4 protein-coding genes, 2 tRNA genes, 3 rRNA genes and 4 pseudogenes are annotated in these 24,662 nt (G+C 59.2%); 8 read left to right on the top strand and 5 right to left on the bottom strand.

Annotation, left to right across the window (positions count from 1 at the left end; all coding sequences use genetic code 11):
• Positions 1-343 precede the first annotated feature (343 nt).
• The 7 genes from gbcA to B2D37_RS19620 all read left to right on the top strand — a co-directional run bounded on the left by gbcA (position 344) and on the right by B2D37_RS19620 (position 12,002).
• Complete coding sequence (gene gbcA / locus B2D37_RS19585) at positions 344-1,633, top strand: glycine-betaine demethylase subunit GbcA (RefSeq protein ID WP_079204282.1); 1,290 nt, start codon at positions 344-346, stop codon at positions 1,631-1,633.
• 896 nt (positions 1,634-2,529) lie between these two features.
• Positions 2,530-4,066: ribosomal RNA gene (locus B2D37_RS19595) — 16S ribosomal RNA — on the top strand.
• 84 nt (positions 4,067-4,150) lie between these two features.
• Positions 4,151-4,227: transfer RNA gene (locus B2D37_RS19600), tRNA-Ile, on the top strand.
• A gap of 37 nt (positions 4,228-4,264) precedes the next feature.
• Positions 4,265-4,340: transfer RNA gene (locus B2D37_RS19605), tRNA-Ala, on the top strand.
• Between the two features lie 248 nt (positions 4,341-4,588).
• A 23S ribosomal RNA gene (locus tag B2D37_RS19610) occupies positions 4,589-7,479 on the top strand.
• A gap of 152 nt (positions 7,480-7,631) precedes the next feature.
• Positions 7,632-7,747: ribosomal RNA gene (gene rrf, locus B2D37_RS19615) — 5S ribosomal RNA — on the top strand.
• Together the 16S, 23S and 5S rRNA genes with 2 tRNA genes alongside form the textbook arrangement of a ribosomal RNA operon.
• Before the next feature lie 148 nt (positions 7,748-7,895).
• Complete coding sequence (locus tag B2D37_RS19620) at positions 7,896-12,002, top strand: DEAD/DEAH box helicase (protein ID WP_079204283.1); 4,107 nt, start codon at positions 7,896-7,898, stop codon at positions 12,000-12,002.
• A gap of 183 nt (positions 12,003-12,185) precedes the next feature.
• Here the strand turns inward: B2D37_RS19620 and B2D37_RS19625 are convergent, their stop codons facing one another.
• Both B2D37_RS19625 and B2D37_RS19630 read right to left on the bottom strand, forming a co-directional pair.
• Positions 12,186-13,559 carry an IS1182 family transposase gene (locus tag B2D37_RS19625; protein WP_079204284.1) on the bottom strand — a complete coding sequence of 458 codons (1,374 nt, stop codon included), beginning with the start codon at positions 13,557-13,559 and terminating at the stop codon, positions 12,186-12,188.
• Between the two features lie 417 nt (positions 13,560-13,976).
• A pseudogene (locus tag B2D37_RS19630) lies at positions 13,977-14,272 on the bottom strand (transposase); the annotation flags it as partial.
• A gap of 232 nt (positions 14,273-14,504) precedes the next feature.
• Between B2D37_RS19630 and B2D37_RS19635 the strand changes: the two are divergent.
• Positions 14,505-20,119 (top strand): annotated as a pseudogene (locus B2D37_RS19635) (putative Ig domain-containing protein).
• A 255-nt stretch (positions 20,120-20,374) separates the two neighbouring features.
• Here B2D37_RS19635 and B2D37_RS19640 read toward each other — a convergent pair.
• From B2D37_RS19640 to B2D37_RS19650, 3 genes and pseudogenes are all read right to left on the bottom strand, one after another.
• Positions 20,375-21,536, bottom strand: a pseudogene (locus B2D37_RS19640) (TolC family protein).
• 2 nt (positions 21,537-21,538) lie between these two features.
• Positions 21,539-22,908 (bottom strand): annotated as a pseudogene (locus B2D37_RS19645) (HlyD family type I secretion periplasmic adaptor subunit).
• Positions 22,901-24,622, bottom strand: a complete 1,722-nt coding sequence (locus B2D37_RS19650; protein ID WP_079204285.1) for a type I secretion system permease/ATPase — start codon at positions 24,620-24,622, stop codon at positions 22,901-22,903. Before B2D37_RS19650 ends, B2D37_RS19645 begins: the two are co-directional and overlap by 8 nt.
• Positions 24,623-24,662: the final 40 nt, after the last annotated feature.

Genomic DNA, 24,662 nt, shown 5'->3' on the forward strand with positions numbered 1-24,662 from the left:
GCCTGATGTTGGCCTATTGTGATGGATTGTGCGCAACGGCCTGCGGACTCATTTATCCATGAGCGACATTTACATGCTTATCGCGACCTGCCGCGAGGGGCGTGGTTTGTCGCGTCGGAAACGGATGTGGCTATGTCGTCTATGGATAAGGTTTACGCTGCATCCATCGCCACACTCCGCCCCAGCCGAAGCAAACGGAAAAGAGCGCACGACCATTGTTCCGCGTATTGAGTCGCCACTCGGCAGGCGACTTACGAAGGGTCAGTCACGCCGCCTTGCGTAGCAACCGAAACAGCCACTTTTTGCGGCGCTCGCACGGCGAGTCGCCATTGAGGAGTTACCGATGGACGTCACTTCCACCCTGAGTCTGGGCGACCCCCTGGAACCGGCACGCAAGGCCACCGCCGAGATGCTGCAAAGCCGCGAGCGCACCTTTTCGTTGCCACAACCGTTTTACAGCGACGAGCGCCTGTTTCAGATCGACATGCAGGAGATCTTCCACAAGGAATGGCTGATCGCCGGCATGACTTGCGAGATTCCAGCCAAGGGCAACTACATCACCCTGCAGATCGGCGCCAACCCGATCATCGTCATCCGTGGCGCCGAAGGCGTGGTACATGCTTTTCACAACGTCTGCCGCCATCGGGGCTCGCGCCTGTGCACCAGCGACAAGGGCAAAGTGGCCAAGTTGGTCTGCCACTACCACCAGTGGACCTATGAGCTGGATGGTCGCCTGCTGTTCGCTGGCACCGAGATGGGCGCCGACTTCGATATGAAGGAATATGGCCTCAAGCCGGTGCAGTGCAAGACGGCTGGCGGCTACATCTTCATCTCCCTGGCCGAAAGTCCTCCAGCGATCGACGACTTCCTCGCGACCCTGGCTCATTACATGGAGCCTTACGACATGGAGAACACCAAGGTGGCGGTACAGTCCACCTTGGTGGAAAAGGCCAACTGGAAGCTGGTGTTGGAGAACAATCGTGAGTGCTACCACTGCAGTGGCGCGCATCCGGAACTGCTGAAGAGCCTGTTGGAGTGGGACGACGTCACCGACCCGCGCGCCGACCAGGCCTTCAAGGACCACGTCGCCGAGTCCGCTGCCAAGTGGGACGCCGAGAAGATTCCTTACGCCCACGCCAGCTTCGGCATGCGTAACCGCATCGTGCGCATGCCACTGCTCAAAGGCACCGAATCCATGACCATGGACGGCAAGCGCGGTAGCAAGAAGCTGATGGGGCGGATCCAGAACCCCGAGCTCGGTTCAATGCGTATCCTCCATCTGCCGCACGCGTGGAACCACTGCATGGGCGATCACCTGATCGTCTTCACCGTATGGCCGATCAGTGCCCAGGAAACCATGGTCACCACCAAATGGCTGGTGCACAAGGATGCAGTGGAGGGCGTCGACTACGACGTCGAGCGCCTGCGCCAGGTCTGGGATGCGACCAACAACCAGGACCGCCGCCTGGCCGAAGAAAATCAGCGAGGTATCAACTCCACCGCGTACCAGCCAGGCCCGTACTCGAAGACCTACGAGTTCGGCGTGGTCAACTTCATCGACTGGTACAGCGAGCGGCTGCTCAACAACCTCGGAGCTGAACCTGCAGCCTATCTGCGCCAGGTCAACGACTGACTGTTACTGCCGGCCCGCCTTGTGCGGGCCGCGCGTTTCTGCGGAAGAGGGGCTGTCTGATGTCGATTGGTCTGGGGCTGGTTATTCTGCTGACCTTATATAGTGGTTTCGCCAGTTGGCGCATCCAGCGATCTGCAGCGCAGCGCACTGGCCAGGCAGAGCGCGGGTAGATATCCCCAGTTCTCGCAGAGATAGCCATTCCTCCAATTGGTGGCCCAAGTATTGTCTGGCTTCTATATATAGAGGCGCGCGGTTTGGTTGACCCGGATCTTGTAAGCGTCATGGCCGCAACGGCGTTAATCGGCAACAGGCAGACAGGGTTGCAGTGCGATCGACGGGAGGTGGCAAATAACTGCCAATAAAGGCTTGACGTAGTTTCTGTTGGGCCTATAATCCGCACCTCTTCTGGCGCAGGCCTCTCGGTAAACCTCTTGTAAAACAAGAAGTTGGCTTAAAAAGAGAAGTTGCTAAACAGCGAAAGCTGTGTAGAATGCGCCGCTTCTGCAGGGTTGAAGTTTGGTTCTGCGGGTGGGTCGGTCGAGGTGATCGAAAGCGGTAAAAGAGGTGGTTGACAGCGGTTTGAAACGCTGTAGAATTCGCCTCCCGCTGATGAGAAGCCTTAGAGTTGATCGGAAGCGCAAGTGGTTGAAGTTGAAAAGAAATTTTCTGAATCGCTTGACAGTAAATGAGGCTGCTGTAGAATGCGCGCCTCGGTTGAGACGAAAGACTCAGCCACCGCTCTTTAACAACTGAATCAAGCAATTCGTGTGGGTGCTTGTGGAGTAAGACTGTTAGTCGCAAGATTATCAGCATCACAAGTAGGCACTCGAAGTTCGAGAGTATATTTGGAAATGCTGAGCCAAGTTTAGGGTTTTCACAAAACCCAAGCAGTATTAAAACTGAAGAGTTTGATCATGGCTCAGATTGAACGCTGGCGGCAGGCCTAACACATGCAAGTCGAGCGGTAGAGAAGTGCTTGCACTTCTTGAGAGCGGCGGACGGGTGAGTAATACCTAGGAATCTGCCTAGTGGTGGGGGATAACGTTCGGAAACGGACGCTAATACCGCATACGTCCTACGGGAGAAAGCGGGGGACCTTCGGGCCTCGCGCCATTAGATGAGCCTAGGTCGGATTAGCTAGTTGGTGAGGTAACGGCTCACCAAGGCAACGATCCGTAACTGGTCTGAGAGGATGATCAGTCACACTGGAACTGAGACACGGTCCAGACTCCTACGGGAGGCAGCAGTGGGGAATATTGGACAATGGGCGAAAGCCTGATCCAGCCATGCCGCGTGTGTGAAGAAGGTCTTCGGATTGTAAAGCACTTTAAGTTGGGAGGAAGGGCAGTAACTTAATACGTTGCTGTTTTGACGTTACCGACAGAATAAGCACCGGCTAACTCTGTGCCAGCAGCCGCGGTAATACAGAGGGTGCAAGCGTTAATCGGAATTACTGGGCGTAAAGCGCGCGTAGGTGGTTTGTTAAGTTGGGTGTGAAAGCCCCGGGCTCAACCTGGGAACTGCATCCAAAACTGGCCAACTAGAGTACAGTAGAGGGTGGTGGAATTTCCTGTGTAGCGGTGAAATGCGTAGATATAGGAAGGAACACCAGTGGCGAAGGCGACCACCTGGACTGATACTGACACTGAGGTGCGAAAGCGTGGGGAGCAAACAGGATTAGATACCCTGGTAGTCCACGCCGTAAACGATGTCAACTAGCCGTTGGGTTCCTTGAGGACTTAGTGGCGCAGCTAACGCATTAAGTTGACCGCCTGGGGAGTACGGCCGCAAGGTTAAAACTCAAATGAATTGACGGGGGCCCGCACAAGCGGTGGAGCATGTGGTTTAATTCGAAGCAACGCGAAGAACCTTACCAGGCCTTGACATCTACAGAACTTTCCAGAGATGGATTGGTGCCTTCGGGAACTGTAAGACAGGTGCTGCATGGCTGTCGTCAGCTCGTGTCGTGAGATGTTGGGTTAAGTCCCGTAACGAGCGCAACCCTTGTCCTTAGTTACCAGCACGTAATGGTGGGCACTCTAAGGAGACTGCCGGTGACAAACCGGAGGAAGGTGGGGATGACGTCAAGTCATCATGGCCCTTACGGCCTGGGCTACACACGTGCTACAATGGTCGGTACAAAGGGTCGCCAAGCCGCGAGGTGGAGCTAATCCCATAAAACCGATCGTAGTCCGGATCGCAGTCTGCAACTCGACTGCGTGAAGTCGGAATCGCTAGTAATCGTGAATCAGAATGTCACGGTGAATACGTTCCCGGGCCTTGTACACACCGCCCGTCACACCATGGGAGTGGGTTGCACCAGAAGTAGCTAGTCTAACCTTCGGGGGGACGGTTACCACGGTGTGATTCATGACTGGGGTGAAGTCGTAACAAGGTAGCCGTAGGGGAACCTGCGGCTGGATCACCTCCTTAATCGAAGACTTCAGCTTCTTCATAAGTTCCCACACGAATTGCTTGATTCATTGAAAAAGACGATTAGGTTAGAAGCCCGTTATTGGGTCTGTAGCTCAGTTGGTTAGAGCGCACCCCTGATAAGGGTGAGGTCGGCAGTTCGAATCTGCCCAGACCCACCAATTGTCAATTGAGTGGGGTGAGGCCTTGCGATTACCTGGGGCCATAGCTCAGCTGGGAGAGCGCCTGCCTTGCACGCAGGAGGTCAACGGTTCGATCCCGTTTGGCTCCACCACTTTATGACGTTGTAGAGAGTTCAGAACTGAACATTCCTGCCGACGGTAGCTGAATGTTGATTTCTGGTCTTTGACCGGTAAGAAAAATCGTTCTTTAAAAATTTGGGTATGTGATAGAAGTGACTGATTGACTGCTTTCACTGGCAGTTAATTTGGTCAAGGTAAAATTTGCGTGTTCTCAATTGCAAATTTTCGGCGAATGTCGTCTTCACGTTATAGACAGTAACCAGATTGCTTGGGGTTATATGGTCAAGTGAAGAAGCGCATACGGTGGATGCCTTGGCAGTCAGAGGCGATGAAAGACGTGGTAGCCTGCGAAAAGCTTCGGGGAGGTGGCAAACAACCTTTGATCCGGAGATGTCTGAATGGGGGAACCCAGCCATCATAAGATGGTTATCACACACTGAATACATAGGTGTGTGAGGCGAACCAGGGGAACTGAAACATCTAAGTACCCTGAGGAATAGAAATCAACCGAGATTCCCTTAGTAGTGGCGAGCGAACGGGGACTAGCCCTTAAGTGGCTTTGAGATTAGCGGAACGTTCTGGAAAGTACGGCCATAGTGGGTGATAGCCCTGTACGCGAAAATCTCTTAGTCATGAAATCGAGTAGGACGGAGCACGAGAAACTTTGTCTGAATATGGGGGGACCATCCTCCAAGGCTAAATACTACTGACTGACCGATAGTGAACTAGTACCGTGAGGGAAAGGCGAAAAGAACCCCGGAGAGGGGAGTGAAATAGATCCTGAAACCGTATGCGTACAAGCAGTGGGAGCCTACTTTGTTGGGTGACTGCGTACCTTTTGTATAATGGGTCAGCGACTTATTTTCAGTGGCAAGCTTAACCGAATAGGGGAGGCGTAGCGAAAGCGAGTCTTAATAGGGCGTCTAGTCGCTGGGAATAGACCCGAAACCGGGCGATCTATCCATGGGCAGGTTGAAGGTTGGGTAACACTAACTGGAGGACCGAACCGACTACCGTTGAAAAGTTAGCGGATGACCTGTGGATCGGAGTGAAAGGCTAATCAAGCTCGGAGATAGCTGGTTCTCCTCGAAAGCTATTTAGGTAGCGCCTCGTGTATCACTGTTGGGGGTAGAGCACTGTTTCGGCTAGGGGATCATCCCGATTTACCAACCCGATGCAAACTCCGAATACCAACAAGTGTCAGCACGGGAGACACACGGCGGGTGCTAACGTCCGTCGTGAAAAGGGAAACAACCCAGACCGTCAGCTAAGGTCCCAAAGTTATGGTTAAGTGGGAAACGATGTGGGAAGGCTTAGACAGCTAGGAGGTTGGCTTAGAAGCAGCCACCCTTTAAAGAAAGCGTAATAGCTCACTAGTCGAGTCGGCCTGCGCGGAAGATTTAACGGGGCTCAAACCATACACCGAAGCTACGGGTTCATCTTAGGATGAGCGGTAGAGGAGCGTTCTGTAAGCCTGTGAAGGTGAGTTGAGAAGCTTGCTGGAGGTATCAGAAGTGCGAATGCTGACATGAGTAACGATAATGGGTGTGAAAAACACCCACGCCGAAAGACCAAGGTTTCCTGCGCAACGTTAATCGACGCAGGGTTAGTCGGCCCCTAAGGCGAGGCAGAAATGCGTAGTCGATGGAAAACGGGTTAATATTCCCGTACTTCTAGTTACTGCGATGGAGGGACGGAGAAGGCTAGGCCAGCACGGCGTTGGTTGTCCGTGTTTAAGGTGGTAGGCTGATTTCTTAGGTAAATCCGGGAGATCAAGGCCGAGAACTGATGACGAGTTGTCTTTTAGACGACGAAGTGGTTGATGCCATGCTTCCAGGAAAAGCTTCTAAGCTTCAGGTAACTAGGAACCGTACCCCAAACCGACACAGGTGGTTAGGTAGAGAATACCAAGGCGCTTGAGAGAACTCGGGTGAAGGAACTAGGCAAAATGGCACCGTAACTTCGGGAGAAGGTGCGCCGGTGAGGGTGAAGCATTTACTGCGTAAGCCCACGCCGGTCGAAGATACCAGGCCGCTGCGACTGTTTATTAAAAACACAGCACTCTGCAAACACGAAAGTGGACGTATAGGGTGTGACGCCTGCCCGGTGCCGGAAGGTTAATTGATGGGGTTAGCTAACGCGAAGCTCTTGATCGAAGCCCCGGTAAACGGCGGCCGTAACTATAACGGTCCTAAGGTAGCGAAATTCCTTGTCGGGTAAGTTCCGACCTGCACGAATGGCGTAACGATGGCGGCGCTGTCTCCACCCGAGACTCAGTGAAATTGAAATCGCTGTGAAGATGCAGTGTATCCGCGGCTAGACGGAAAGACCCCGTGAACCTTTACTATAGCTTTGCACTGGACTTTGAGCTTGCTTGTGTAGGATAGGTGGGAGGCTTTGAAGCGTGGACGCTAGTTCGCGTGGAGCCAACCTTGAAATACCACCCTGGCAACCTTGAGGTTCTAACTCTGGTCCGTTATCCGGATCGAGGACAGTGTATGGTGGGTAGTTTGACTGGGGCGGTCTCCTCCTAAAGAGTAACGGAGGAGTACGAAGGTGCGCTCAGACCGGTCGGAAATCGGTCGTAGAGTATAAAGGCAAAAGCGCGCTTGACTGCGAGACAGACACGTCGAGCAGGTACGAAAGTAGGTCTTAGTGATCCGGTGGTTCTGTATGGAAGGGCCATCGCTCAACGGATAAAAGGTACTCCGGGGATAACAGGCTGATACCGCCCAAGAGTTCATATCGACGGCGGTGTTTGGCACCTCGATGTCGGCTCATCACATCCTGGGGCTGAAGCCGGTCCCAAGGGTATGGCTGTTCGCCATTTAAAGTGGTACGCGAGCTGGGTTTAGAACGTCGTGAGACAGTTCGGTCCCTATCTGCCGTGGACGTTTGAGATTTGAGAGGGGCTGCTCCTAGTACGAGAGGACCGGAGTGGACGAACCTCTGGTGTTCCGGTTGTCACGCCAGTGGCATTGCCGGGTAGCTACGTTCGGGAAAGATAACCGCTGAAAGCATCTAAGCGGGAAACTTGCCTCGAGATGAGATCTCACTGGAACCTTGAGTTCCCTAAAGGGCCGTCGAAGACTACGACGTTGATAGGTTGGGTGTGTAAGCGCTGTGAGGCGTTGAGCTAACCAATACTAATTGCCCGTGAGGCTTGACCATATAACACCCAAACAATTTGCTGTTTGTGTGCTAGACGATCGAAGTCGACAACACACCGAAAGTTTGCAAGACCACGCACTACCCTTTATCACATACCCAATTTGGAGCCGCGTCCTTCTCGATAAAAGAAGCACGATGTTCCACCCGAATTGCTTGACGACCATAGAGCATTGGAACCACCTGATCCCATCCCGAACTCAGTAGTGAAACGATGCATCGCCGATGGTAGTGTGGGGTTTCCCCATGTGAGAGTAGGTCATCGTCAAGCTTGTATTCCAAACCCCCCATCCGTGAAAACGGGTGGGGGGTTTGTCTTTGCACGAAAAAAACCAATCACGGTAGCCTTGCGCTCGCTCAACCCTATGGTTTGTTAATATCTCGCGTTCTATTTTTCCTTCTGAGGCTGGAGTTTGCCAATGTCCGCCCCTGTGACCCCTTTCGGGCTTGCCGCCCTGCCGGATGCCTACAAGGCGGTGCTCTATGTGCTGGCTCTGTCTTTCCCAGGCAAGCATAAAACCGCTTTGCTCGAGCAGTTGCGCGAGATGGGGGTACGCAGCTCCTCAACCCGGGCGATGGACGGCCCGGCGCTTAGCGAGATACTGACGATGCTGCACCGCCTCGACTGGGTCAGCCTCGGCGGTGGCGGCCAGCCCTATTGCTTGCCGCCGGAGCGGCGCAATCTGGTGCTGCAGCAGCTCAATAGCGACGTCAGCAAAGACAGCTGGTTGCTGGCGCTGCGCAGCAGCATCGCAACGCCGCGCAGCGCCTGGGATATACCTAGCCAGGCAACTCAGCGGCTGAACCTGTGGCTGGCCATCCTGGGTGGGCAGGCAGGTGACGTGCGGCAGGGGCTGGCTTTGCTGCAATCGAGTTCGCTGCGCCATACCCTGACGGGCGAGTCGCCTTGCCAGCAACTGCTGGCTGACGAGCCGGGCAGGCAGGTGTTTGCCACACTCAAGCATGAGGTCAAAAGCCTGTTGCTGGAGGATTATCTGGGCCAGGTGAACTGGCAATTGCAGCCGGCAGATGAGGCTTATCGGCAGGGGTTGGCCTTGGTCGCGGATTCCTCGGCCAGTGTGGAGTTGTCGTTGCAGCTGATGTTGCAGGCCTTGTGGCGTGGCGACTGGCTGCAATTTGAAGCGCTGGGGCAGGGTGGTCTGGCGTTCATGCAGCAGTTCATCCTTCAGGTGTTGCGTGGCCAGTATCCGCAAGCCTTGCTGGCCATGCAGGAGTGGATGCTGGCGATCAAGCGGCAAAGCAAGAAGCGCAAAGTTGACCTGCCGCCGATACTCAATGGCTTTTATTGCCTGCTGTTGTTGGCCTGTGCTGACAAACAGCTGTACCCGGAGCTCAAGAAGGCGGTCAGCCTGGGTCTGAAAGAGTACTACGGGCGGGCATACCCGGCTCTGCAGATGCTGGTCGAACAGCAGCAAGCGAGTGTGCGGCGGCTTGATCCTGAGTTTAACGGGCCGTTGTCGTTCAATGGTTTCGATGGCCTGCTGCTGGCCCTGGGGTTGTACTGGGCGGATGCCGAGGTTGTGCGCGAGCCGGTTTGGCAGGAGCAGCTCAGTGGCTTTCGCGACAACCTTGCGGCGGCGGGCTACCACTGGCTTGGCGAGGAGCTGGATGCCCTGCTGGCGCAGCAGTTTGCCCAGCCGCGGCGCCAGCCGGACTGGCATCAGAAGGCCGCTCTGGTACCGCTAGTCAGCCTCTATCAGCGCCAGGAAGCCTGGCAGCATGCCTTGACCGCACTGTCCCTGCTCAAGCCGGGCAAGACCGATTCGGGTCTTACGCAGATCCAGAAGTCGGCGCGATTGGCCTGGTTCGTCACCTTCAGTCCTCATCAGCTGAGTGTCGAGCCACGTGAGCAGAAGCTCAGCGCCAAGGGACAGTGGAGCAAAGGGCGCGCCGTGGCCCTTAAACGCCTGTTCGAGGATGCCGACAGTCTGGACTTCCTCCTGGAGCAGGACCGGCAGACGATTCGCATGATTCAGCCGGGCACTGATTACTACTATGGCGGGGCGCGCCATGAGCTGTCTGCCGAGCACGCCTTGCCCCGATTGGTCGGGCATCCGGCCTTGTTCTGGGCCGATGCGCCGGATGTGCGGATCGATCTGCTGCTCGGCCAAGTGAGTCTGCAGCTCAAGTCGCAAGGCACGCAGATTCACCTCAAGCTCGAGCCAAATGGTGTGCAAGGCAACCCTGACGTGCTGCTGCGCAAGGAGACGCCGACGCGCCTGCTGGTTTACCCGATCAGCCGCGAGCTACGCCAGATCGCCGATATAGTCGGTGACGGCCTGAGTGTGCCGCAGGCCGCCAAGGCGCAACTGGTCGAGGCCATCGGTGCGATAGCACCGCTACTGCCGATCCACTCGGACCTGCCCGAGTTGGCTGGCCATCTCGACAGCGTCGCCGCCGACAGTACCTTGTATGCCCACCTGTTGCCGCTGGAGGCAGGCTTGCGCCTGCAATTGCTGGTGCGACCGCTGGCCAGCAGCAGCTGGTTCAAACCCGGCCATGGATTGGAAAACGTACTCGGTGAACTCGACGGTAGAGCGCTGCAGGCCAGTCGTGACCTGCCGGCAGAAACCGCCGCGTTACAACGCGTGTTGCAGGCCTGCCCGGCGCTGGCGCTGGCCGATACCGATGGTCAGGAGTGGCAACTGGCCGAACCACAGGATGCCCTGCAAGTATTGAGTGAGTTGCAGACGCTGGAGGGCGACTGGCTGCAATGCGTCTGGCCGGAAGGCGAGCGCATGCGGATCAAGGCGCGCCCGGGAATGAGCCAGCTCAAGCTCGGGCTCAAGCAGCAGGGCGACTGGTTCGTGCTCAGCGGTGAAGTGCAGCTGGACGATGGCCGCGTGCTGCACCTGCGCCAGCTTCTGGAGTTGCTCAAGTCCAGCACCGGGCGCTTCCTCAAGCTTGGCGAACAGGATTGGCTGGCCCTGAGCGACAGTCTGCGCAAGCGTCTGGACGAGTTGGCCCACCTGGCCGATCAGGTCGGCGATGACGGTCTGCGTCTGAATCTGTTGACCACGCCGCTGTTGGCCGGGTTGGCGCAAGAAGCCGGCGAGTTTCAGGCCGATGCCGGCTGGCAAGCGCACCTGGACAAGCTCGAATCGCTCAAGCACTACCAGCCGCAGGTGCCGAACACCCTGCAGGCCGAGCTGCGCGATTACCAGCGCGAAGGTTTCGACTGGCTGGCGCGCCTGGCCCAGTGGGGGGTCGGCGCCTGCCTGGCCGATGACATGGGCTTGGGTAAAACCGTGCAGACCCTCGCTCTGCTGTTGCACCGGGCTTCTGCGGGGCCGCAGCTGGTGGTGGCGCCGACCTCGGTGGCGCTCAACTGGCAGGCGGAGACTGCGCGCTTTGCACCCACGCTCAGGCTGCACATCTATCAACAGAACCGTCACCTCGACGGGCTGGGACCGCGGGACCTGGTGATCGTCAGCTATGGTTTGTTGCAGCAGGACAACCAGGCGTTCGCCAGCCAGCACTGGACCAGCGTGGTGCTGGATGAGGCCCAGGCGATCAAGAATTCCCAGAGCAAACGCTCGCAAGCGGCGATGACGTTGCAGGCCGACTTCAAGCTGATCGCCAGTGGCACCCCGGTGGAAAACCATCTGGGTGAGCTGTGGAACCTGTTCCGCTTTATCAACCCGGGCCTGCTCGGCAGCCAGGAACGTTTCGCCCAGCGCTTTTCCACGCCGATCGAGCGTGGCGAGCAGGGCGCGCGCAAGGCGTTGAAGGCCCTGATCCAGCCATTCATTCTGCGTCGACTGAAAAGCCAGGTGCTTGACGAGCTGCCGCCGCGCACCGAGATCACCTACAAGGTGCCGTTGTCCAGCGAGGAGAGGCAGCTGTACGAGGCGCTGCGCCAGCAGGCTATAGATACGCTGGGTACCACGGCGCCGGGCAAGTCGCTGCAAGTGCTGGCGGAGATCACCCGTCTGCGGCGCTTCTGTTGTCATCCGCGCCTGGTCATGCCGGGTTGCGGTCTGAGTGGCAGCAAGCTGGCCGCCTTTGCCGAAATCGTCGAGGAGCTGCTGGATAACCGCCACAAGGCGCTGGTGTTCAGCCAGTTCGTCGACCACCTGAGCATCATTCGTGGCTGGCTCGATGAGCAGGGCATCAGCTATCAGTACCTGGATGGCTCGACACCGCCGAAAGAGCGTCAGACACGCATAGCTGCTTTTCAGGCCGGTATCGGCGAGATTTTCCTGATCAGCCTGAAAGCCGGCGGTACCGGCCTCAACCTGACCGCTGCCGACTATGTGATCCACCTCGATCCCTGGTGGAACCCTGCGGTAGAGGATCAAGCCAGCGACCGCGCTCACCGTATGGGCCAGCAGCGCCCGGTGACCATCTACCGGCTGGTCACCGAGCACACCATTGAGGAGCAGATCGTCGCCCTGCACGGGCAAAAGCGCGACCTCGCCGACAGTTTGTTGGGCGGCGGCGAGGTCAGCGGCAAGCTGGATGCCGATGCGCTGCTGAGTCTGCTCAAGGGCGACCAAATGTAGTCAGGCGAGCGGATAGCAGCACCATATAAACGAAAAGGCCCCAGGTTTTCACCTAGGAGCCTGTCGGACTTGAATTCATGAGAGGGGCATCAATAGTGAGGCGCAGCAATTTGCCTCACTATTTAGGTATTTCCAGGCATTTTTGCGCCGGGCTTCCTGGGATCGAACGGATTGAGTCCATTCTTACCCGCAGTGGACGGATTTGTGGCGCAAAACAGCCATGCGTTTCAAATTCCAGGCCAGACAAACCAGGCGCCATTCGCCGCTCACCTTGTCCTTGCCCCGCAGCAGAAGCTGACGAAAACCTAAGACCGATTTGATGATGCCGAACACCGGCTCCACCGTCTGTTTGCGCAGGGCATAGAGGCTGCGCCCCGGCTGACTCTTGAGCTTGTGCGCCATGCGTTGTTGCACTGTAGCGTCAGCGTCGAGCGGTGCCGGCTCCTCGACGCGCGCCCGCCAGTCCGGGTGATGATCTTCGCGTGCCACCGCCAGGTAGGGCTCGATTTCGGCCGCTTCGCAGGCGGCGATGTTGCTTTCGCTGCTGTAGCCACAGTCCCCGAGCAGCGCCTGCACCTGGCCCAACGAGGCCGGCAGCGCCTTGAGCACGGCCAACATGGGGACGATTTCTTGCTTGTCGTTGCCCGACTGGGTGAGGCCCTGCGCCACCACCAACAGCGTGTCGGTATCCACCGCCGCCTGGGCGTTGTAGCACTGTTCGAAGCCGCCGCCGGCCATCCGCATGATGCGTGAGTCTTCGTCGGTGAGGTTGATTTGGTCGTGCGCCGTAGGCCCTTCCACCGGTGCTTTTGGCGGCTTACCGCCGGGCTTCTTGCCAGTTTCTGCCGTGCGTGCCGCACGCTTGGCGAGTTTTTCCTGGTAGACGGCCTGATCCTGCTCGAAGCGCACGCGGGCGCGCGCCTTGATCTTGGCCTTGGCGGCGTCCATGGCGACCAAGCGATCTTGCCGGCGTTTAATCTCGTCCGGCAGGTCGATGCCATCGGGGAGTTCTGTCTGGTCGGCGCTTTCAGCCAACGCCAGGAGTTCCTGCACTTCGGTCTTGAGCTGGCGTTCGAGTGCCTGGATATGGCCATAGGAAAGTGCGCTGTGGCGTGAGGCGTTGGCATGCAACTTGGTGCCGTCGAGGCTGATGGTGCCGAGCTTGAGCAGCTTCATTTCCCCCGCCAGCTCCAGCACCTGGAGGAAGATGTCGGCCAACTCGTCGAGGAAGCGCCGGCGGAAGCTGGCCAGGGTGTCGTGATCGGGGTGGCTGCCGGCTGCGAGGTAGCGAAAGGCGAGCGAGTCGTAAGTGGCGCGCTCAATCTTACGGCTGGAAAAGGTGCCGCTGGCATAGCCATAGACCAGCAGGCTGAGCAGCACCTCTGGGTGGTAGGCGGCGCTGCCGCGTCCGCCATAGGCGCGAGTGAGCGCGCTCAGGTCGAGCCGTTCGATGGCTTCGAGAATGAAGCGAGCCAGGTGATCTTCTGGCAGCCAGTCATCCAGCGATGGCGGGAGCAGGTAGTCAGTCTTGCGGTCGATCGGACGAAAGCGGTTCATACGGGAGCATCGGCTGGGCGGTGCCGGGATTATCCTGGAATACAGCGATTAAGTCCGACAGGCTGCTAGGGCCTTTTCGTTTATATGGTGCACCAGGCGGGATTCGAACCCACGACCACTCCTTCGGAGGGCAATGCGGTACAGGAGTCCCGGCTAATCTGAAGTAACTATAAATTGCTCTAAGCCACATTCTGCTGGGTACAATTTTTACTATCTGCAATTTACAGCACCTACTGACACTTAAGCTTGGCTAGTTTCGGCACAAAAAGCGAAATTGGTGAAGTCGATTTTGACCCCTAGCCACACGCAGCGATTTAGGCAGAGAGAGGTAGAGCGCTCGATGCCCAACTCTATTACTGATCTTTTCGAGAGTTACTGCGGATTATCGTAAGCGTCCGGCGATCCCTCCTTGCTTAATTACGCCGGTTGCCACCTGTGCGGCAGTAGTTGCGCAATTTCACTCGCTCGCTGCACAGGCAGTCGCGTCAGAAAATCCTCCAAATAGGCATACGGATCAACCTCATGATCGTAGCTGCGCGTTTCTCGCTGTGCAGAGAACCGGCGAACAGCCAGTTCGAGCGTTCAGGAACCCGCGGCCGGATTTGGTTTTCGATCCAGTTGTTGTCAATTGGCACCGCACCATCTTCGAGATAGCGCGCCAACGCCGTCCAGCTGTTGAGGCTGTAATCGTGGGCTTTGGCGATGGCTGAACCACCGTCTTCATCGCAGGCAAGCCCGCTCTCACGGGGGCATCGCTCGCTACCCGATTAAGCGTCAACAGAACGTTATTTTTTCTAAGCGCCTCACAGCCGTTGATCGGCTAGTTCGGTTTTTTGACACTTCATCGATATGCGGACACAACTTTTACGCTCTGCCGGGTCATATCACGGTGCCGTCGATGGAATATTGGCATCTACCGAGGTTTTAGCCCATGGAGATAAGTTTATGATTTTCAATGTACATAATTTTGGCGCCAAAGGAGATGGCATCACTGACGACACGGCGGCGATACAAAGTGCAATTGATGCGGCCGCCGCCGCAGGTGGCGGGCAGGTGTACATGCCGACCGGGACTTATATCGTTTCGGCAGGTGAGGAACCCTCCGACGGCTGCCTGAAGCTCAAGAGCAACGTCTACCTGTACGGCGACGGCATGGGCGAAACCACCGTCAAGGTGGCTGACGGCTCCGACACCAAGATCACGGGTATCATCCGCTCGGCCTACGGTGAGGAAACCCACGACTTCGGTGTCAGCCACCTCACCATCGACGGCAATCGCGACAACACCACGGGCAAGATCGACGGTTGGTTCAACGGTTACATTCCCGGCGGCGAAGGCTACGACTCCAACGTCACCCTCGACAGCGTCGAGATCAAGAATAGCTCCGGGTACGGCTTCGATCCCCACGAGCAGACCGTAAACATGGTCATCAAGAACAGCGTGTCCCACGGCAACGGCCTGGACGGCTTCGTCGCCGACTTCCTCAGTGACAGCACCTTTGAAAACAACGTCGCCTATGACAATGACCGCCACGGCTTCAACGTCGTCACCAGCACCCACGACTTCACGCTCACCAATAACGTTGCGTACAACAACGGCGGCAATGGCATCGTGGTGCAGCGAGGCAGCGAGGATATTCCCTCGCCCAGCAACATCACCATCACCGGTGGCGAGGTGTATGGCAACGGAGGCGAAGGGGTACTGATCAAAATGTCCACCGACGTGACTGTCAGCAGTGTCGACATTCACGACAACGGCAGTGCCGGGATACGTATCTACGGCAGCAGCAACGTCGAAGTCATCGATAACACCCTCTACAACAACTCCCTGGGCGGCACTGTAGCGGAGATCATCATCCAGTCCTACGACGACACCCAGGGCGTGTCCGGCCGATATTTCAACGGCAGCGATAACCTCATCCAGGGCAACATCATCAGCGGCAGCGACCTGTCAACCTACGGCGTCGCCGAGCGTAACGAAGACGGCACCGATCGCAACGCCCTCATCGCCAACACCATCAGTCACACTAGCAAGGGCGGCACGCTGGTCTATGGTGACGGCAGCTATGTCAGCGCCACGGTGTCGATGACCACCGTACAAGGCACTGCCGGCAATGACACTCTGCTGGGCAGCAGCGCCAGCGAGATTTTCTATGGCGGGGCCGGCAACGACACCATCAATGGCGGGGCCGGCAGCGACATTCTGGTGGGTGGTGCTGGCCTCGACAAACTCACCGGCGGCATCGGCGCCGATACGTTCCGCTTCGCCAGCCAGTCCGACAGTTACCGCAACGCCACCACCAGCTTCGTTGACACCATCACAGATTTCGACGTCACCCAGGACAAGATCGACCTCGCGGATCTGGGCTTCACCGGCCTGGGCAACGGCCGTGGCGGCACCTTGCAGATCAACTACAGCGCCAGCAGCGACCGCACTTACATCAAGGACTACGATGCCGACGCCAGCGGCAATCGCTTCGAGCTGGTTCTCTCGGGCAACCTGACCAACACCCTGACCGCCAGCAACTTCATCTTCAATCGGGTGGTCACAGGCACCAGCGACAGTGACTCGTTGCTGGGTAGCGAGTCGGCCGACACCCTGCTCGGTCTGGCGGGCAACGACAGCCTCCGTGGCGGCGCGGGCGACGACACGCTCGACGGTGGGGCCGGGGCGGACACCCTCACCGGCGGTACCGGGGCGGACACCTTCGTGTTCTCCAGCCGCCTGGACAGCTACCGCAACTACAACACCGGCGGCGTCAACCTTGGCGACCTGATCACCGACTTCGATATCACCGCCGACAAGATCGACCTCTCCGCCATGGGCATCACCGGGCTGGGCGACGGTAAAACCGACACCGTGTACGTGGTGCTCAACAGCGCCGGGACCAAGACCTACATCAAGTCCCTGACCACCGACGCCAATGGCAACCGCTTCGAAGTGGCGCTGGACGGCAACTACCTCGACAAGCTGACCAGCGCTAATTTTGTCTTCGCCACTTCGTCGCCGACCAACCAGGCACCGGTGCTGGCCACGCCGCTGCTCGATCAGAACGCGACCGAAAACACCTCGTTCAGCTACGTGGTGCCGGCCACCAGCTTCAACGACCCGGACAACGACAGTCTCAGCTATACCGCCACGCTCGCCAATGGCAGCGCTCTGCCCGGCTGGCTGGTCTTCGATGCCGCCACTCGCACGTTCAGCGGCACACCAAGCGACACGGCGTCGGGCACTTATGCCATCCAGGTCACCGCGACCGACGGCAGCAACGCGACCGTCAGTGACAGCTTCACCTTAGCCGTGCAGGACGTGCCCGCTGGGCCGGTTGTAATCAATGGCACGCCGAACAATGACACGTTGACCGGCACTGAGGCCAACGAACAACTGTTCGGTGGTGCCGGTAACGACACTCTTAATGGCGGCGCCGGCAACGACATCCTGGTCGGTGGCGCCGGCGTGGACAAACTCACCGGTGGCGCGGGTGCTGACGTATTCCGCTACACCTCAACGCTCGACAGCTACCGCACCAACTCCACCAGCGCCAGTGACCAGATCCTCGATTTCGATGTGGCCGCCGACAAGATCGATGTGTCGGCGCTCGGCTACACTGGCATGGGTAATGGCCAGGGTGGCACGCTGCTGGTGGCCTACAGCGCCTCGACCAACCGCACCTATATCAAGGACTACGATGCCGACGCCAACGGCAATCGCTTCGAAGTGGCGCTGGCCGGAGACCTGACCAACAGCCTGACGGCCAGCCATTTTGTGTTCGCCGACCAGAACCCCCCAGCAACGTGGCGCCGGTCGTGGTCATTCCGCTCCTCGACCAGAACGCCACCGAAAGCTCGCCGTTCACCTATACCGTTACCTCCGAAAGCTTCAGCGACGCTAACCAGGATGTACTGACCTGGACCGCAACCCTGACCGATGGCAGCGTCCTGCCCACGTGGCTGAGTTTCGATGCCACCAACCTAACCTTCACCGGCACGCCGACCAGCACCGCGGCAGGCAACTACAACGTATTGGTCAAGGCCACCGATCCCTCCGGTGCGTCGGTAAGCGACAGTTTTGCGTTGGCAGTGGCCGATGCCCCCGCCAATACCATCACCGGGACCAGCAACGCCGAGTCCCTCAACGGCACGGCGGGCGCGGACCTGATCCTCGGCTTGGGTGGCAACGACACGATCAAGGCCGGTGCCGGCATGGATATCATCGACGGTGGCGCCGGACGCGACTCGCTGTACGGTGGCGACGGTGCCGACACCTTCCGCTACACCGACGTGCTCGACAGCTATCGCGACTACGAGAGCGGTGGCGTAACAGCCACGGACACGATCTATGACTTTACCGCAGGTGTCGACAAGATCGATGTTTCGGGCCTGGGCTTTCTCGGCCTCGGCAATGGCAGCAACGGCACGTTGTACATGGCCCTGAACTCGGCGGGTGACAAGACCTACATCAAGTCCAGCGAAGTCGACGCCAATGGCAATCGCTTCGAAATCGGCCTCAGCGGTAACTACCTCAACACCCTGACCGCCGATGACTTCGTGTTCGGAGAGCGCGCCCAGCAGGACATCCTCTATTTGCCGACCCTTGGCCAATCCAATGCGCGCCTGCTGCGCATGAGTGAGGACGACGATCAGTCCGGCACGTCGATGCTGGTCAATGACCTGAACAAGTACACCACCTATGACGTACGTAGCCAGTTCACCGATGCCGACGGCAACGGCATCGACATCGCAGTAGGTGGCAGCACGGTCAACGGCCTGTCGACCCTGGGCGCCGAGGAGCTCAAGATCAGTTGGTGGCTGACCGACACCAATCAACCCGGGCCTGCGCTGTTGCGCGCCGTGGTGTTGTTGCAGGATCAGCTTGGCGAGCTCCAGTCCATCGATAACGTCACCATGGGCATCGTTTGGGGCCAGGGCGAGGAAGCGGCCCAGGAGATCGCCCGCTCCTCCGACAAAGACGCTGCAGCGGCTGCCTACAAAACCGCGACGCTGGCCGTGTTTGATTACCTGCACGCCCAGTTCGGCAGTTTCAACGTGTACATGATGGAGACCGGACACTACGCGCAAGACGCCGCGCGGGCCCGTGGTTATTCGGAAGAAAAGATTGCCGGTATTGTCGAGGGTGTCGGCTATGTCCGCGCCACCCAGGAGGCCATCGCCGCCGAGCGCGCCGATGTGAAGCTGGCGGTGGACTACACCGACCTGCCCTTGCGCTACGAGGTCGATCCGCTGGTGTATCCCGACGACGTCTGGCACTTGCACGAGGAATCGGCGGAAATTGTCGGCCAGCGCCTGGCCGATTACATCGCCGACGATCTGGGCTTCCAAGGCAACCCCAACGACAACAACAGCGTGCAGGACATTTTCGACAACGCTCAGAATCAGGGCGGGATTATTTCCGGTACCGACCAGGCGGATACCTTGGTGGGTAGCTCGGGCAACGACACGCTGGATGGCGACCTGGGCGCCGACAGCATGACCGGTGGCGATGGCAATGACATCTATGTGGTCGATAACGCGTTCGACAGCGTGGTGGAAACCAACACCTCGACTTCGCAGATCGATACGGTGCAGGCCTCGGTCAGCTGGACGCTGGGCGCCAATCTCGAGCACCTGGTGCTCACCGGAGTGTCGGACATCGACGGCACCGGCAATGAGCTGCGCAACGTCATCACCGGCAATGCCGCCAATAACGTGCTCGATGGTGCCGCAGAGGCCGACAACATGAGCGGCGGCGATGGCAACGACACCTACTATGTCGACAACGCCGACGACACCGTGATCGAGACCAACAGCAATGCGGCGCCTGGAGGGATCGACAGCGTGCACAGCAGCCTGGCCGCCTACACCCTCACCGATAACGTCGAGAACCTTTATATCGATACACCCGGCGCCGCCAATGGCACGGGCAATGCGCTGGACAACACGCTGTTCGCTGGGGCCGGTGACAACGTGTTGGACGGGCGCGATGGCAATGACACCGTGTCCTTTGAACGTGCACTGGCCGGGGTCACCGCCACCCTCTCGACGTCCGCGCAACAGAACACGGTTGGCTCCGGGCTCGATACCTTGAAGTATTTCGAGAACCTGACCGGCAGTGCCTACGCCGACAGCCTGACGGGCAGCAGCGGCGCCAACGTCCTGAGCGGCGGCGCGGGCAACGACACGCTGGTGGGTGGCTCAGGCGATGACCGATTGATCGGCGGCGAAGGAACCGACAGTCTGACCGGTGGCACTGGCGCGGACACCTACGCCATCGGTGCGCTGGCGGACATGAGCGTCGGCGCGTTGCGCGATGTGATCTACAGTTTCAAGAACATCGAGGGAGATCAACTGGACTTCACCGGGCTGGACGCCAACCCGCTGACCGCCGATGTCGACACCTTCACCTTCATCGGCAGCAATGCCTTTGACACCACTAACGCCACCGGCCAACTGCGCTTTGCCGATGGAATTCTCTACGGCAGTGTCAATGCCGACACCACCGCCGAGTTCGAAATCGAGCTGGTGGGCGTCAGGGAGATGCATGCCAGCGACTTCACGGTCTGAAACCCGTTTTGACCGGCAGACCCTGTGGGGGCGGGCAAGCTCGCTCCCACAGGGTCTGCATTTGGCCCATGATCGAATTCGTGGCGAGGGAGCTTGTTACCGCTCGGCAGCGAAGCAGTCGTGAACCGGTGAATGCGGTTTGCCTGATGCGCGTATTCGACAGGTTTTGGGGCCGCTACGCGACCCCGCGCGAGCGAGCTCCCTCGCCACGGGGATATGTTGCAACTTTGAGTTTTGGTCAGAACCAGAGGCCATTTAAAACAGGCTTTGCACCTGCTCCAGGATCGCGCGATTCATCTGGCCGGTATGGGTGTGGAGGCTCACATAGCTTTGCAGCATGTCCAGCTTGGTGTTGAGCAGGTCTCGACGCGCCTGGAACACCCGCTGCTGTGCGTCAAGAATGTCCACCGTGGAACGCACGCCACCCTGGAAGCCTTTTTCCGTCGATACCAGCGCCCGCTGACTGGACTCCACCGCTCGCTGCATCGCCTTGCCCTTGGCGAACCCGGCCGCGACGCCCAGGTAATCGGTTTCGATATCTTCGGCCAATTGTTGACGCTGCACGTCGTAGTCGGACTGCGCGCCGGCCAGTTGCGCTTCGGCCTTGGCCACCGAGGCGCGCACCGAGCCGCCGCGATACAACGGAATATCCAGCTGCACTCCCACGTAATAAGTGTCCTGGCGCGGGTCTAGTTCCTGATACTGGCGGGTTTCCCGCCGGGTCAGCTGAGTGGTCAGTGACAAGGTCGGATAATGCCCGGCGCGCTGGCTGTCGGCCTGCGCCTCGGCCACTTTCACCGCCGCCAGCCGGGCCGCGAGCTCAGGGCTGGCCTCGCGGGCAATCGCCGTCCAGTAAGTCAGATCCTGCTCCGGCGGGATCGGGCTGCCGGCGGCAAGCTCTTCGCGCATCGGCTGGATATCATCGATGGGCACGCTGGCGCGGCCGGACAAAGCCCGCAACGCAGCCGCGCGACGGGCCTGGGCTTCGGCCTCCTGGGCCGCCACCAGATCGAGCCGCGGCTGGGCTTCATCGACATCGGTGATCGCGCCCTGGCCGCCCTGATAGAGCTTTTTGCTCTGGGTGACCAACCCGCTGATGGCAGCCTTTTGCTGGGCGATCAACTTGGTCTCGCTCTCGGCCCGGGCGACGTCTGTTGACGTAGCCGCTGTCGCCGCCGCCATCGGTGCGCCCGCCTTTACCATAGCGCGAGGTCAGTGATATCTGCGGATAGAGGCCGCCGCGCCCGATCGCCTCTTCATGCCGAGAAGCATCAAAGGCGTGAGCGGCCGAGTGTACCGTCGGGTCGTTGAGGCGCGAGGCATCGTAGGCGGCGGTCAAGCTCAGGCCTCCCTTGCGGCCCATGCGGGATTACAGGCTTAGCAGCACGCGGGAGCTATAGCGCCAACGGTCACTCATGTTCATTCCTCCTTGAAGGCCGCAAGCAAGCGTTCGCGCAAAGGTTTCATCAGGTAATTCATCAAGGTGCGTTCACCCGTCACCACCGTGACATCGGCGAGCATGCCGGGGCGAACCAGGAGACCAGCAGTCTGCAGCGAAGCCACAGTGTCGGCAGCAATCTCGACCTTGGCGGAGAAGTACGGAAGGTGTGTCTGTTCATCGATCAACTGGTCCGCCGATACCGTACTCACCGTGCCTGTGACTGTCGGCGTATCCACCCGTTGCAGCGCGGTGAAATGCACATGCACCGGCAGCCCCGGGCGCAGTTTATTGGCCATCAACGGTTCAAAACGCGCGGTGATCGCCATCGGTGCATCCAGCGGCACCACCTGCATCAGGGTTTGTCCGGCCTGAGCGACGCCCCCGACCGTATGGATGCTCAAGTCCATGACCTGCCCGCCCACCGGCGCACGGATCGCACCGTTGTCGACTTCAAACTGCAAGGCACGAATCTGATCGGCATAACCTGACGCCTCGGCAGAGACCTCGCTGAGCTGGGTTTCGGCATCGCGGCGAAATTCCTGTTGCGCCTGCAAGGCCTTGAGTCTGCTCTCGTTGATCGCCTGGTGGGTCCTGCCGACATCGCCTACGCCGGAGGCAATCTGCCCCGCCAACTGAGCTGCGTTGCGCTCGGCCTCGAAGAGTCTGTTACGCGGAACGTAGCCTTCACGGGCCAGTTCCCGCAGACCTTCCAGCTCCTGTTGCTGGAAGCGCATTTGTGCGTCGTAGTTACGCTTGACGCCCTCGTAGCCGCGCAATTGCTGCTGCAACGCCGCCACTTCGTGCTCGATGATCTGCAAGCGGCTGCCCAGCTCCGCGCGGCGGGTCAGAAACAACTGGCTCTGCAACGCCATGGCAGCCTTTACCCGTGGCTCGTCGGCGCGCTTCAGCAGTTCAGCGGGCCACTGGATCTCGGCGGTGCCCAGGCGCTCGGCAATCAACCGCGCTTCGATGCTGTGATCGTTGAGCAACTTGCCCAGGGTCACGTCCAGCTGCGATTGCGCCTGCACGGTATTGAACTGCACCAGCAACTGCCCCTGGGAGACATGATCACCATCGCTGACCAGCAGCGTCTCCACCACCCCTCCGCCAATGACTGCACGGCCTTGCGCTCACCCGCTACCACCACGGTGCCGCTGCCCACGACACCCTGGTCAAGCGGTGCCAGGAAAGCCCAGAGCAGAAAACTGCCCAATGACAGGACCAGGAAACCCACGCCATAACGCGCGGCACCGCCGGCGTCGGTACTGGCGTTGGGCAACGTATTGGCGCTGAGCACGCTCAATCCCTGTTCGCTGTGCGTTTGCGCATCAGGAGTCAAATCACGCATCTTCGCCAGCCTCCCTGACGGCGGCCGGTCTGGGCCCTGGCATCAATGCCTTGAGCGCTCGGTCCCGCGGGCTGAATGCTTGTTGGGTACCGTCCTTGAGCACCAGGATGTGGTCGACCACCGCCAGCACGTTGGGCCGATGGGTAATCAGCACCACGGTACTGCCGCAGGCCTTGAGTGCATTGATGGCCTGCACCAACGCCAGCTCGCCCGCTTCGTCGAGGTTGGAGTTGGGCTCGTCGAGCACGATCAGCGATGGCCGCCCATAAAGCGCACGGGCCAGGCCGAGGCGTTGCTTCTGTCCACCGGACAAGCCTAGCCCGCCGGGCCCCAGCGGTGTGTCGTAACCCTTGGGGAACCTCAGGATCATCTCGTGGATGCCCGCGTGACGGCTCGCGGCGATGATCTTGTCGGCGTCCTGCTCGCCGAGCCGGGCGATGTTGTCGGCAACGCTGCCATCGAATAGCTCAATGTCCTGCGGCAGGTATCCGAGGTGCGGGCCCAAGGCGTCGTGGGACCATTGGCTGATCTCGGCATCGTCCAGACGCACCGATCCGCCCATGGCCGGCCATATCCCGACCAACGCTCTGGCCAAGGTCGATTTACCACTGGCGCTAGGGCCGACAACGGCGAGCACTTCGCCTTTGGCCAGGCTGAAATTGATCCCGCGCAAGATCGGTTGCGAGGCACCGGGCGGGCCGACATACAATTGCTCCAGGCGTACCGCGCCGGTGGGCGGCGGCAATGGCATGCGCAGGTGCTCACGCGGGTGCTGGCTAAGGAGCTGGCTAAGGCGCTGGTGACTCTGGCGTCCGGCGTTGAATTGCTTCCACGAACCAATGGCGATTTCCACCGGCGCCAAGGCGCGCCCCAGCAGCAGCGACATAGCGATCATCATGCCCGCCGACAACTGGCCTTCGAGCACCAGCAGCGCCCCCAGGCCCAGAGCCAGCGATTGGCCGGAGATACGCACAAAACGGGTTGTCGACGTGATACGGGCGCTGCGGTCGCTGGCGTGGGCCTGGGCGGCAATGATGCGTTGTTGCAGCAGGCTCCAGCGTTGGCGCAAGGGGCCGCGCATGCCCAGGGCCTGGATGACTTCGGCATTGTGTAACGTGCTGTTTACATAGACCGCCGATTGCACGCCCAGGCGATTGGCTTCCCCCAGGCGCGCCCGGGTCGCCAGCTCACCCCATAACGCCAACCCTATCAGCACCAGGGCGAGCACCAGCGTCAGCACCCCGAACCAGGGGTGAATGATGAACGCCACCAGCATAAAAATCGGCAACCACGGCGCATCGAGCAAGGCGATGAGGCCCTGGCCCGTGATCAATTGCCGCAACGTGGCCAGGTCGCTGAGCACTTGCGCCGGGTTGGCATTGTGCTCGCGCAGGCTGCGGGCGAAGGCGGCGTCGAACACGCGCTCGCCCAAGGCCTCGTCCAGCCCCGCGCCCATGCGAATCATCACCAGGCCGCGTACCCACTCGATCAGGGCGCTGAACATGAATAGTCCCAGGGCGATCAAGGTGAGCATGAACAAGGTGGTTTCGTTGCGGCTGGTAAGGACCCGGTCGTACACCTGCATCATGTAGAGCGACGGCACCAGCACCAGCAGGTTGATCACTCCACTGAACAGCGCCAGCGACCAGAACACCCGGCGATAGCTTAATAAAGCGGCATCAATGTCATGACGCGGATCGAGAAGTAAACCCATAGAATGTCGCTCGCAAAGGAGTAGTCGGTCCAAGACGCAA

This window comes from Pseudomonas sp. CC6-YY-74, from assembly GCF_002025205.1.
GTDB classification, from domain to species: Bacteria; Pseudomonadota; Gammaproteobacteria; order Pseudomonadales; family Pseudomonadaceae; genus Aquipseudomonas; species Aquipseudomonas paeninsulae.

Coding starts and splice junctions, on each gene's coding strand:
- B2D37_RS19650 (WP_079204285.1), bottom strand. CDS start 24,622: ATGGGTTTACTTCTCGATCCGCGTCATGACATTGATGCCGCTTTATTA.
- gbcA (WP_079204282.1), top strand. CDS start 344: ATGGACGTCACTTCCACCCTGAGTCTGGGCGACCCCCTGGAACCGGCA.
- B2D37_RS19620 (WP_079204283.1), top strand. CDS start 7,896: ATGTCCGCCCCTGTGACCCCTTTCGGGCTTGCCGCCCTGCCGGATGCC.
- B2D37_RS19625 (WP_079204284.1), bottom strand. CDS start 13,559: ATGAACCGCTTTCGTCCGATCGACCGCAAGACTGACTACCTGCTCCCG.